The 12,752-nt window shown below is 72.9% G+C and carries 7 protein-coding genes and 1 pseudogene; 1 reads left to right on the top strand and 7 read right to left on the bottom strand.

Annotated elements, in window-relative coordinates; translation table 11 throughout:
- Positions 1–2 precede the first annotated feature (2 nt).
- From ACIF8S_RS05470 to ACIF8S_RS05445, 6 genes and pseudogenes are all read right to left on the bottom strand, one after another.
- Positions 3–1,028 (bottom strand): Gfo/Idh/MocA family protein, encoded by a 1,026-nt coding sequence (locus tag ACIF8S_RS05470; RefSeq protein WP_399997470.1) that lies wholly within the window; start codon positions 1,026–1,028, stop codon positions 3–5.
- Positions 1,025–2,140, bottom strand: coding sequence for a DegT/DnrJ/EryC1/StrS family aminotransferase (locus ACIF8S_RS05465; RefSeq protein WP_399997469.1), 1,116 nt, complete (start codon positions 2,138–2,140; stop codon positions 1,025–1,027). Before ACIF8S_RS05465 ends, ACIF8S_RS05470 begins: the two co-directional genes overlap by 4 nt.
- A 377-nt stretch (positions 2,141–2,517) precedes the next feature.
- On the bottom strand, positions 2,518–6,717 hold the full coding sequence (locus tag ACIF8S_RS05460; RefSeq protein WP_399997467.1) for a ribonuclease E/G: 4,200 nt from the start codon (positions 6,715–6,717) through the stop codon (positions 2,518–2,520).
- A gap of 261 nt (positions 6,718–6,978) precedes the next feature.
- Positions 6,979–7,755, bottom strand: a complete 777-nt coding sequence (locus tag ACIF8S_RS05455; protein WP_145827789.1) for a TIGR03936 family radical SAM-associated protein — start codon at positions 7,753–7,755, stop codon at positions 6,979–6,981.
- Positions 7,756–8,063: 308 nt separating this feature from the next.
- Positions 8,064–8,417 (bottom strand): annotated as a pseudogene (locus ACIF8S_RS05450) (MHYT domain-containing protein); the annotation flags it as partial.
- Positions 8,418–8,495: 78 nt separating this feature from the next.
- A complete protein-coding gene (locus tag ACIF8S_RS05445) occupies positions 8,496–9,542 on the bottom strand; it encodes a hypothetical protein (protein ID WP_399997799.1) in 1,047 nt (348 codons plus the stop codon).
- Positions 9,543–9,806: 264 nt separating this feature from the next.
- On the opposite strand from ACIF8S_RS05445, the gene ACIF8S_RS05440 reads away from it, so the two are divergent.
- On the top strand, positions 9,807–10,625 hold the full coding sequence (locus tag ACIF8S_RS05440; RefSeq protein WP_399997466.1) for a DUF2637 domain-containing protein: 819 nt from the start codon (positions 9,807–9,809) through the stop codon (positions 10,623–10,625).
- 88 nt (positions 10,626–10,713) lie between these two features.
- On the opposite strand, the gene ACIF8S_RS05435 is transcribed toward ACIF8S_RS05440, so the two are convergent.
- Complete coding sequence (locus ACIF8S_RS05435; RefSeq protein WP_399997464.1) at positions 10,714–12,678, bottom strand: TIGR03960 family B12-binding radical SAM protein; 1,965 nt, start codon at positions 12,676–12,678, stop codon at positions 10,714–10,716.
- Between the last annotated feature and the right edge of the window lie 74 nt (positions 12,679–12,752).

Below are 12,752 nucleotides of genomic sequence, written 5' to 3'. Positions count from 1 at the left end.
CGTCAGGCCCTGGAGGGCACGGCGTCGTCGGCCGGGTCCAGCCGCACGGTGTCCCCGGTCGCGGCGGACTCGAGCACCGCGGCGGCCACCTCGACCGTCCGCAGGCCTTGGCGCAGCGTGGAGATCTCGTGCGAGCGGCCGAGCACGGCGTCCCGGAAGAACTCGTGCTCGACGAGGAGCGGCTCCCGCTTGGGGATCGCGTAGCGGATCATGTCGCCCTCGGCGACGCCTCGGAACGCCTGCAGCGCCTCCCACTCGGTCGCGACGGCCGCGTTGGAGTGGAAGGTCAGGTCCGCGGTGAGGGTGTCGGCGATGAAACAGCCACGCTCGCCGGTGACCGAGGTGAAGCGTTCCTTGAGCGGACTCAGCCAGTTGACCAGGTGATTGACCATCGTGCCGTCGGCCAGCTGCCCGACGGCGGCGACCATGTCCTCGTGCGGGCGGCCGCTCTTGGAAACGGTGTGCGCGGCTACCGACACGTAGGGCGTGCCGGTGACCCACGCGGTCAGGTCGATGTCGTGGGTGGCCAGGTCCTTGACCACGCCCACATCGGCTATGCGGTGCGGGAACGGTCCCTGACGGCGGGTCACGACCTGGAACACCTCGCCCAGTTCCCCCGCCTCCAGCCGTGCGCGCAGGTTCTGCAGCGCCGGGTTGTAGCGCTCGATGTGACCGACGCCGGCCACCAGGCCCCGGGCCTCGAACGCCTCGACCAGGCGCCGTGCGCCCTCGACGGTGTCGGCCACCGGCTTCTCGACCAGTGCGTGCACCCCGGCCTCGGCGAGCTGCAGGCCGACCTCCTCGTGCAGCGCGGTCGGGCAGGCCACCACGGCGTAGTCGACGCCAAGGGCGACGAGCTGCTCGACGGACTCCAGGATCGGTACTCCGCGGGCGGCACCGAACTTGTCGCCCATCGGGTCGACCACGGCCACCAGTTCCACGCCGTCGAGTTCGGACAGGACCCGGCAGTGGTGGCGGCCCATCGATCCCAGGCCGACGAGGCCGGCCCGCAGTTTCGCGTTGCTCACAGTGCTGCTCCCAGAGCGTTCACGGCGTCGACGATGCGTGCGAGGTCGGCGTCGGTCAGCGACGGGTGGACCGGCAGGGACACGACCTCGGCGGCGGCCCGCTCGGTCTCCGGCAGATCCCAGGAGCGGCCGGCCTTCCGGTCCGGCTCCTGGTACGGCGCGAGCCGGTGGATGGGAGTGGGGTAGTAGACGGCGTTGCCCACCCCGGCGGCCGTGAGCCGCTCCTGCACGGTGTCCCGGTCCATGCCCTCGGGAACCCTCACCGTGTACTGGTGGTAAACATGCCGTGCGCCCTCGGCGACCGGCGGGGTCACCAGCGCGGTGATGTGCTCGTCGAGGTGGGCGGCGTTGGCACGACGGGAGTCCGTCCAGCCGGCCAACCGGCCGAGCTGCACACGGCCGATGGCGGCGGCGACGTCCGTCATCCGCATGTTGGCGCCGACGATCTCGTTGGCGTAGCGCTGTTCCATGCCCTGGTTGCGCAGCAGCCGCAGGGTGCGCGCCAGTTGGGCGTCAGCGGTGGTGACCATGCCGCCCTCCAGGGCGTGCATGTTCTTGGTCGGGTAGAAACTGAACGTTCCCGCGGTCCCGAACGCGCCGACCGGAGTGCCGTTCAGCTCGGCCGCGTGGGCCTGGCAGGCGTCCTCGACGACGGCGAGACCGTGCTTCTCGGCGATCGGCGTCAAGCGGTCCATGGCCGCCGGGTGCCCGTACAGGTGGACCGGCATGATGGCGGCGGTGCGCGGCGTGACGGCCGCCTCGACCGCCGCCGGGTCCAGGCAGAAGCTGCCGGGTTCGATGTCGGCGAAGACGACGTCGGCGCCGACCAGACGCACGGCGTTGGCGGAAGCAGCGAAGGAGAACGAGGGCACGATGACCTCGTCGCCCGGGCCGAGGCCGAGGGCCATGAGCGTCAGGTGAAGCGCGGAGGTCCCGGAGTTCACCGCGACGCAGTGGCGCCCGTCGACCAGCCGGGAGAACTCCGACTCGAAGGCGGCCACCTCCGGCCCTTGCACGACCCGGCCGCTGCGCAGCACACGCACAGCGGCCTCGATCTCTTCCTCACCGATCACCGGCCGGGCGGCCGGGATCGACTCAGGGGCGTCCGTCATCGACGTCCTCCTCTTGAACGGCCTTGTCGGCGTACGGCTTGCACGGGTCAGGAAGTCGACGTCACCGTGGTACGGAACGTCCGTGCCCTGCGAATCGCCGACGTCTGCGGGCGACGGACAGCTCCCCCGCCGGACTTCTCGGCCCCCGGACATCCTGCGATATGGACAGCCGGGAGCCGGGAGGGGTCCCGATGTGCTCGCCGACTGTGAATGCCGGCACCCCTGACCGGCGGCCGACACCGCCGGTCAGACTATCAGGCGATACGCATGTAATTTCCCCGGGTGTCACCCCGCCGCAACGTGCAGGCGCGCGCAACGACACGGTGCGGACCCCTTGGAGTCCGCACCGTGTCATGCGCTTCGCGCCCGCGCCGCCGTCAGTCCTCCGTCGAGGCGGTCACCGACGACGACGGCTGCTGCTCGGCCGCCGCGGTCTTCTTCGACGCCGTCTTCCTCGCGGTCGTCTTCTTGGCGGTCGTCTTCTTGGCGGTCGCCTTGGTGGCGGCCGACTTGGTGGTCTTGGCCGCCGCCTTCTTGGCCGCCGTCTTCTTCGTGGCGGTCTTCTTGGCCGTGGCCTTCGTGGCCGCCGTCTTCCTGGCCGCCGTCTTCTTGGCCGGGGCGGCCTCGGCTTCGGCCTCGGCTGCCTCGACGGGCTCCTCGGCAGGCGTCGCCTCCGCTGCCGCCTCCCCCGCCGACGACGACGGGACAACCACGACGGCCGTGTCCTCGGACGCGGTCGACGTGCTCGCCTTGCGCACCGCGCGCCGGCGCGGACGGGCCGGTGCCGACGCCTCGGGCGCGGGCTCCGCCGGGGCGGCCGCGGCCGGGGTCTCCTCGGCCTTCGGTGCCTCCTCCGCCTTCACGGGCTCGGTGACGGTCACCACCGCGGCCTCCGCTCCCGCCGGGGAACCGGCCGGTGCGGACACCTTGCGGGTGGCCCTGCGCCGGGTACGGCCCCGCGGGGCGGCCTCCTCGCCGGTGGGCGGCACCACGGCGTCCTCGGCGGCGGCCGGCTCGGCCAGTGCCTCGGCGGCCGACTCCGGCTGCACGGGCCGCGCGGCCTCCTCGGCGGCCGTGACGTCCTGCGCCGTCGGGGCCTCGGTCACCTCGGCCGCCGGCGCCTCCTCCGCCCGTACGGGCTCCTCGGCCTGCTTGCGGCCGGACCTGCCGGACTCACGCTGCGGGGCGCCCGCGGGGGACGACACCCGGCGGCTCGCCCGGCGGCGCGAACGGCCACGGCCGGCCGCGGCCTCCGCCTCGGCAGCGCTGCTGTACAGCTCCTCGTCCGGGGTGAACTCGGGGGCGGGCAGCGCGAGCGGCTCGGCCGTCTCGGCGGCGACCTCGCTCTCCGTCTCCGCCTCCTGCTCGGCCGTCTCGACGGACGCGGCGCTCTCGTGCTCGTGCGGCTGGTCCGCCGCACCGGCGCGGGCGCGCTTGCGGCGCTTGCCGCCGCCGGAGGCGGACGGCTGGTCGAGGTGGACGATGACACCGCGTCCGTTGCAGTGGACGCAGGTCTCGGAGAACGACTCCAGCAGGCCCTGGCCGACCCGCTTGCGGGTCATCTGGACCAGGCCCAGCGAGGTCACCTCGGCGACCTGGTGCTTCGTCCGGTCCCGGCCCAGGCACTCCAGCAGGCGGCGCAGCACCAGGTCCCGGTTGGACTCCAGCACCATGTCGATGAAGTCGATGACGATGATGCCGCCGAGGTCACGCAGCCGCAGCTGGCGCACGATCTCCTCGGCCGCCTCCAGGTTGTTCCTGGTGACCGTCTCCTCGAGGTTGCCGCCCTGACCGGTGAACTTGCCGGTGTTGACGTCGATGACGACCATCGCCTCGGTCCGGTCGATCACCAGCGAACCGCCGCTGGGCAGCCAGACCTTGCGGTCCAGCGCCTTGGCGAGCTGCTCGTCGATCCGGTACGTGGCGAAGACGTCGACCTCGCTGGTCCAGCGCTGCAGTCGGCCGGCCAGGTCGGGCGCGACGTGGGAGACGTAGCCGTGAATGGTCTCCCAGGCCTCGTCACCGCTGACGATGACCTTGGTGAAGTCCTCGTTGAAGATGTCCCGGACGACGCGGACGGTCATGTCCGGCTCGCCGTACAGCAGCGTCGGCGCGGTGCCGCCGCCGTTCTTGGACCTCTTCTTGATCTCCTCCCACTGCCCCTGGAGCCGCTCGACGTCCCGGCGCAGTTCCTCCTCGCTCGCGCCCTCGGCGGCGGTGCGCACGATGACGCCCGCGTCCTCGGGGACGATCTTCTTGAGGATGGTCTTCAGCCGGGACCGCTCGGTGTCGGGCAGCTTGCGGCTGATGCCGGTCATCGAGCCCTCGGGGACGTACACGAGGTAGCGGCCCGGGAGGGAGACCTGGCTGGTGAGGCGGGCGCCCTTGTGGCCGATCGGGTCCTTGGTGACCTGCACCAGGACCGGCTGGCCGGACTTCAGGGCGGCCTCGATGCGGCGCGGCCCGCCGGACATGCCGAGCGCGTCGAAGTTGACCTCACCGGCGTAGAGCACGGCGTTGCGGCCCTTGCCGATGTCGATGAAGGCGGCCTCCATCGACGGCAGCACGTTCTGCACCTTGCCGAGGTAGACGTTGCCGACGTACGAGGTGGCCTGCTCCTTGTTGACGTAGTGCTCGACGAGCACCCCGTCCTCCAGGACGCCGATCTGCGTGCGGTCGCCGTGCTGGCGGACCACCATGACGCGCTCGACGGCCTCGCGGCGGGCCAGGAACTCGGCCTCGGTGATGATCGGCACCCGCCGGCGGCCCTGCTCGCGGCCCTCGCGGCGGCGCTGCTTCTTGGCCTCCAGACGCGTGGAGCCCTTGATGGACTGCACCTCGTCGGACGGCTCGGCCTTCGGCCGGGGCTCGCGGACCTTGACGACGGTGCGCTCGGGATCGTCGGAGGACGGCTCGGCGTCCCCGCCGCTGTCACCGGCACGGCGACGACGGCGGCGACGGCGCCGGCTGCTGCTGGAGCCGCCGTTGTCGTCGCGCTCCTCGCGCTCCTCGGCGTCCTCCTCGGTCTGCTCGGCGGTGTCCTCGGCGTCCTGGGCGGCCTGCTCGGCGGCGACGCGCCCGGTGTCGGCGGAGCCGCCGTCCTGGGACTCGTCGGCGTCGGCGTCGGCGGAGTCACCGCGACGGCGGCGGCGGCCACCGCGGCGACGGCGGCGGCGCGAACCGGAGGACTCGCCGTCCTCGTGGTCGTCGCCCTCGTCGGTGTCCTGGTCCTCGGCCTGCTCGTCGGTGTCCTCGGCGTCGGCCTCGGGCGCGGTCTCGGCGGCCGGGGCGGCCGGTGCGGCGGCCTCGGGCTCGTCGGCGGCACCCCGACGGCGGCGCCGGCGGCGGGAGGCGGTGGGCTGCTCCTCCGGGAGCTCCTCCGTCTCCGCCCCCTCCTCCGGCTCCACGGACTCGGCGGTACCGGCGGCCGCTTCGGCGGCGGCCCGCTCGGGGGTCTGGAAGCGGGGCTCGGTGAAGACCGGGGGCTGGAACACGGCGACGGCGGGGCGCGCCGGGCGGCGCGGGGCGTCCTCGGCGTCCTCGTCCTCGGCGCGACCGGCGGGGCGCGCGGGCTCGGCGAAGCCGGCGGCGGCCTTGCGGACGACGCGACGGCGGCGGCGCGGGGCGGCCTCGTCGGCGGGGGCCTCCGGGGCTTCGGCGGCGGGCGCCTCGGCGGCGGTGTCGTCCTTCTTGTCGTTCCGGGTCACCGGGGCCTCCTCGGCGGTCGGGGCGGCCTGCTCGGTCTCTTCCTCGTCGCTCTGCTCGGCGGCCGGCGCGGGAGCACCGGCGGGCGCGGACGCGCGCCGCGAGGCACGACGACGGGTACGGCGCGGAGCGGCGTCCTCCGTGGCGTCGGCGACCGGCTCGGGGGCGGCCTCGGCGGCCGGGGAGGTCTCCTCGGCGACGGGCTCGGCGGCCGCGGCGGTGGTCGCGGTGTCGGCGGTCTCCGTCCCGCCGGCCGCGGTGTCGGCGGCCGGGGAGGTCACGGTGCGCGTGGCGCGGCGCCGGGTGCGGCGCGGGGCGGCGTCCTCCGTGGCATCGGCGACCGGCTCGGACGCCGGGGCGGCGGGCTCGGCCGGGGCCGGGGTCTCGGGGGTGTCGGCGGTCGTCGCCGCCTCCGCCTTCGTGGGCGAGGTCACGGTGCGCGTGGCGCGGCGCCGGGTGCGGCGCGGGGCGGCGTCCTCCGTGGCGCCGGCGACCGGCTCGGACGCCGGGGCCGCGGGCTCCGCCGCGGCCGGTACGACGGTCTCGGCGGCCTCCGCCGACGCGGGTGCCCCGGCGGGCGCGGCCGCACGGCGGACGGCGCGGCGGCGACGGGGCGCGGGGGCCGCGCTCTCCTCCGTGCCGGTCCGGTCCTCGGCGGACTCGGTCGCCCCCGTGACCTCGGCGGACGCGGCAGCCGCGGCCGGCTCGGCGGCCGGTATGGCCGGCGCGACGGTCTCGGCCGTCGACTCCGCGGTCGCGGCGGGCGGCCCCGCCGGACGCGACGCGGCACGCCGCCGCCGGCGGGGCGGCAGGGTGTCGCTGGGGGTGTTGTTCGGTTCGGAGCCCTCGGTGGGCTCGGTCGGTTCGAGCATGCGGGCGTTTCTCCCGTCAGGCTCCCGGGCGCCGCGCCTGGTCCGGCGATGCCGGTGACGTCCGCGGCCCGCGCGATGCGCGGTGGCCGCCGTCCGGGGCGCGGGCGCCGCTCGGAAGCTCTCTGTGTCCTGTCTCGCCGGTTCCGTACGCCGAATGCGCACGGCCTGGCGAAAGTCTTCTGGTCGGTGCGCTGCCCGACCCAGGTGGCTCCCGAGTTCGAGGGCGGCGCTTACGACGTCCGTCCCTACGCGGGACCTTCCTTACGCCGGCGCCGTCGCGGTGGCAGTCGCGGCGGCCGGTTGCGGCTCGGTCGCTGCTGCCTCGCGGTCGGGCGCGAGCGGGTCGGTCACCGTGCCGGTCTCTTCATCGAACAGCCCCTGCGCCAGCCTGGTCACCGCTGCGGGGACCGGCGGCGCCAGGTCGGCCACGGCGCGGAGACCGGACAGGACGTCGTCGGGTCGTACGGCAGGCGTCACGTGCCGAACAACCAGCCGCAGTATCGCACAGGGCCGGTCGGTCGGCCTATCAGCCGGCGAGGAGTCCGCCTCGGCGGTTTCCAGGGCGACGACCGCGGAGCGGGCGTCGAAGGTACGGATGCCGTTCTTGGTGCGACGCTGGACCTCCACGGCCTCGGCCGTCTCGAAGGCGTCCACCGCACGGCGGGCGTCCTCGGGGGCCACCCCGTCGAGCCGCAGCTCCCACACGGAGGCGGTGAGCCGGTCGGCGAGCCCCGAGGTGCGGGCCTCGACGGCCTCGACGATGTCCAGCCCGGCGGGCATCGACTCGTCGAGCAGGGCCCTCAGCCGCTCGGGGTCCCGCGGCTCGGTGAGCGCGATCTCCAGGTACTCGGCCTCACTGCCCGTGCCGGTGGGTGCGGCATTGGCGTACGACACCTTCGGGTGCGGCGTGAAGCCGGCCGAGTACGCCATCGGCACCTCGGCACGGCGCAACGCGCGCTCGAAGGCACGCTGGAAGTCACGGTGGCTGGTGAACCGGAGGCGGCCGCGCTTGGTGTAGCGCAGTCGGATGCGCTGCACCGCGGGTGCGGGCGGCGGGCCTTCGGGCTGTCGCTTGCCCAGTGGAACTTCTCCTTGTCACAAGGGGGCGCGGGGACGCGCCTCCTTCCAGGGTACGGCCGTACGACGACGGCCCCGGCTGTCCCGGTCGGGCACCAGGGCCGTGGTCCCTTTCAGAGTACGTGCAAGCAGGGACGCCGGTTCCCCGGTGGTCCGTCCTCGTCACGCGCCGTACGGCGGCGCTCACCAGCCGGCGGGACGGTCTCCCTGCGCACCGGTACCCCAGGGGGCGCCCCGCATGCCGTCCGGGTGCGAGGCGTGCGGGTCGGCACGGTGTCGTACCGCAGGGCGCCGCGCATCCGCATGCTCGCCATGCCGATGTGGTGCATGCCCGCGTCGCCGAGGCCGGTGATGACACCGGCGGTGAGCAGGGCCGTCCGCCCGGTGCCGCGGTAGCCGACGATGAGGACGCCGACGGCCACGACGGCGACGGCGAGGCTGAGCGGCGTGAGCGGGATGTCGTAGCGGATGGACGTCTCGTTCGCGGAGAAGCCCAGCATGGCGATGAAGTGCATGGTCCAGATGCCGCAGCCGATGGAGGCGGCGCCGAGGGCGAGCCAGCCGGGCTTCCGCGTCTGGCCGCCGCCGCGCAGCGACCGGGTGGTGCAGCGCAGGCCGAGGGCGGGTGTGCAGCTTTTGTGAAGGCGACATCTACATGTAGTGGGCACGTAAGAACGGGCGCAGGTGAGACGAAACCCTGGTCAGCGCTTGGTCAACAGAAGACGGTCACCACGGCCGTCCGACGCGGCAGCAGGTTTCTTGATCTTCTGAACACCTTGCGCGCCAGGCCTCTTGGGATCACCGAGGAGCGCGCGCCGCACGTCCGACCGCACCTGACGCGCGGTCACACCGACGGAACGCAGGGTTTGCCGTGTGACACGTCCCACGCTCCGCGCGGCCTCCGCGACGGGCCGCAGCACCACCGCGCGCACCACGTGTCCCACCGGGGTGAGCACGCTCCGGTACACCCACCGCGCCGGTTCCACGACCGTCCACCGGAAGAGGGCGGCGAGAGCCCGGCCGACGGCGAGCGACACGTACCCGGCGACCCGCCAGGCGTGCCCGAACGCCGCACCGACCTCCCGCGCGACCACCCCGAGCACCCGCCCCACCGGGACGAGCACCCACCGCCACACGGCGAGCGCCGGCAGCACCACCAGGACCCGGGCGGTCCAGTACAGGGCCGTGCAGATCCCCGTGACGAGCAGCGCGCCCAGCGACACCAGCCCTCTGCCGCACCACAGCAGTGCGTGCCCGACCGGCGACAGCACCCACCGGTACAGCCACACCGAGGGCACGACGACGAGCCCGCGGCCCAGCCACAGCAGGGCGTCCCCCACGGCGGCGGCGCACACGGCGAGCCCGTTCCCCACCGGTGTCAGCACGCGCGCGTGGAACCACATCGCCGCATGACCGAGGGGCGTCAGCACCCACCGGTACAGCGCCACGGCCGGAACGACGAGCAGCACCGTCCCCAGCCGGCGCAGCGCCCCGCCCAAGGGGACGAGCACATGACGCCACAGCGCCACGAACGGCCACACGAACACCGCGCGCCCCACCCACAGCGCGGCGCGCCCCACCGGCCGGAACACCGTGTCGCCGAGGAACCGCCCGACCACGACCAGGGCGTCCCACACCATTCGCACCGGCACGACCAGGACGAGCACCACGATCCGCACCGGGAGGCGGATCGCGACGACGAGACACCCCTCACCGCCCGCCGGCTCCGGCGCCTTCTCGAGATCCATACCGGCGTAGACGCAGCGCACGCCTCCGCGGATGCACACGGCCCGCGACCGGGCTCCTCATATGGTGAACGCCAGGAGAAAAAAAGAAATTCGGAGCCTTTGACAAAACCATTGTCCCCCCGGCCGTTCACTCATTCGCCGCGCATCCAAGTGAAACAGCCACCGTTAGTCGCTGTATGAAGGCAAGCAGGTCAGGTCCGCTCCAACTGCACTTCACACAAAAGCTGTTGAGTGCTCCCGCCGGCCCGATGAATCAATCCTGACATGAATGATGAACGCTACGACCCGCTCTGGTACAACGCCGACACCCACGATCCGTTCAACGAATCGGGAACCGGGCGGCACCGGGCCGGAGCCGTCTACGCGGAACCCGTGGAACCCGCCGTTCCCCCCTGGGACCCGGCCGAGGAACTCGCCTACCTGCTCCAGGAGGCACGCGGCGAGGAGTACGCCCCCACGGTCCCGCCTCCGCGCGAGGAGTACGCGCCCGCCGCCCCGCCCCCGCGCGAGGAGACCTCGGTCACCGCGCCCCCGGCCGGCAGCCCCATGGGCAACCTGCACGAGATCACGGCCGAACTGCCACCCCTGCGCCGAACCCCCCGCGCCCACCGCAAGCCCCCACGCCCCCGCCCCGACGCCCTGCGCGTGGCCAGCTACACCATCGCCGCCCTGGCCGCGGTCACCGTGTCGATGGTGAGCGTTTTCAGCGGCGTGGTCACCTACGAACCCCTGCTGCTCGTCACCACGGCGCACAGCAGCGGCGACTCGTCGTCCTGGTGGCCCATCCTGGTCTACGGCCCCTGGCTGGCCGGCTCGCTCTCCATCCTCCGCGCCGCCCTGCACCAACGACGCGCCCTGCACTCCTGGTTCGTCGTCCTGCTCTTCTCCTCCGTCGCGGTCCTGCTGTGCGTGGCCCAGGCCCCCCGCACCATCACCGACACGGCGGCGGCGGCCCTCCCCGGAGTCGCCGCCCTGGCCTGCTTCCAGCAACTCGTCCGCCAGATCACCCTCACCCGCCCGCCCCGCCGCACGGTCAGCCCCCGCCACAGGGTCCGCCCCTACGGCGGCCGGCAGGTCCCGTAACGCCCCACCCCACGACAACGGAGCAGCGACCCCCCGCCGAAGAGGCCGCTGCTCCGTTTCGTGTTGCGCCCGTCAGCCCGGGCCGGGCTCAGTGCGCGTGACCGCTCGGTACCGGACCCGCGTTCTTGACCGTCAGGGGCAGCAGCTTCTTGCCCGTGGGGCCGATCTGAATGCTCGTGTCCATCTGAGGACACACGCCACAATCGAAGCACGGGGTCCAGCGGCAGTCCTCGACCTCGGTCTCGTCGAGGGCGTCCTGCCAGTCCTCCCAGAGCCAGTCCTTGTCCAGACCGGAGTCGAGGTGGTCCCAGGGAAGGACCTCCTCGTAGGTGCGCTCGCGGGTGGTGTACCAGTCGACGTCCACCCCGAACTCGGGCAGCGCCTTGTCCGCGCACGCCATCCAGCGGTCGTAGGAGAAGTGCTCGCGCCAGCCGTCGAAGCGGCCGCCGTCGTCGTAGACCGCGCGGATGACCGCGCCGATGCGGCGGTCGCCCCGGGAGAGCAGGCCCTCGACGATGCCGGGCTTGCCGTCGTGGTAGCGGAAGCCGATGGAGCGGCCGTACTTCTTGTCGCCGCGGATCTTGTCGCGCAGCTTGGCCAGGCGCTCGTCGGTCTCCTCGGCGGAGAGCTGCGGGGCCCACTGGAACGGCGTGTGCGGCTTGGGCACGAATCCGCCGATGGAGACGGTGCAGCGGATGTCGTTGGAGCCGGACACCTCGCGACCCTTGGCGATCACCCGGGTGGCCATGTCGGCGATCTGCAGGACGTCGTCGTCGGTCTCGGTGGGCAGGCCGCACATGAAGTACAGCTTCACCTGGCGCCAGCCGTTGCCGTAGGCCGTCGCGACGGTCCTGATCAGGTCCTCCTCCGAGACCATCTTGTTGATGACCTTGCGGATGCGCTCGGAGCCGCCCTCGGGGGCGAAGGTGAGGCCCGAACGGCGGCCGTTGCGGGTCAGCTCGTTCGCCAGGTCGATGTTGAAGGCGTCGACCCGGGTGGAGGGCAGCGAGAGGCCGATCTTGTCTTCCTCGTAGCGGTCGGCGAGGCCCTTGGCGATGTCGCCGATCTCCGAGTGGTCGGCGGAGGACAGGGAGAGCAGGCCGACCTCTTCGAAGCCGGTCGCCTTCAGACCCTTGTCGACCATGTCGCCGATGCCGGTGATGGAGCGCTCACGGACCGGGCGGGTGATCATGCCGGCCTGGCAGAAACGGCAGCCTCGGGTGCAGCCGCGGAAGATCTCCACGGACATGCGCTCGTGCACCGTCTCGGCGAGCGGGACGAGGGGCTGCTTGGGGTAGGGCCACTCGTCGAGGTCCATGACGGTGTGCTTGGACACGCGCCACGGCACGCCGGAGCGGTTCGGCACGACACGGGCGATACGGCCGTCGGGGAGGTACTCGACGTCGTAGAAACCGGGGACGTACACGCCGCCGGTCTTCGCCAGGCGCAGGAGGAGTTGCTCGCGGCCGCCGGGGCGGCCCTCCTCCTTCCAGGCGCGGATGATCCGCGTGACCTCCAGGACCGCCTGCTCACCGTCGCCGATGATCGCGCAGTCGATGAAGTCGGCGATCGGCTCCGGGTTGAAGGCCGCGTGGCCGCCGGCCATGACGATCGGGTCGTCGAGGCCGCGGTCCTTCGACTCCAGCGGGATGCCGGCCAGGTCCAGGGCGGCGAGCATGTTCGTGTAGCCGAGCTCCGTGGAGAAGCTCAGGCCGAACACGTCGAAGGCCTTGACCGGGCGGTGGCTGTCGACGGTGAACTGCGGCACACGGTGCTCGCGCATCAGCGCCTCGAGGTCCGGCCAGACGCTGTAGGTGCGCTCGGCCAGGACGCCGTCCTGTTCGTTGAGGACCTCGTAGAGGATCATGACGCCCTGGTTGGGCAGCCCGACCTCGTACGCGTCCGGGTACATGAGCGCCCAGCGGACGTCGCAGGATTCCCAGTCCTTGACCGTGGAGTTGAGCTCTCCGCCGACGTACTGGATCGGCTTCTGCACATGCGGGAGCAGAGCTTCGAGCTGCGGGAACACAGACTCGGCGGCTTCGGCAGGCATCGCGAACCTTCGTGTGGTGACTGCGGTCCCCCGGCCGGACTGACGGCTCAGGGGCGGGTGACCATCCAGCCTAA

Origin of the sequence: Streptomyces sp. NPDC085937 (assembly GCF_044540535.1) — a bacterium.
In the GTDB taxonomy this organism is placed as follows: domain Bacteria; phylum Actinomycetota; class Actinomycetes; order Streptomycetales; family Streptomycetaceae; genus Streptomyces.
Note: the sequence above shows the minus strand (reverse complement) of the source record. Positions and strands in the feature narration are given on the sequence as shown.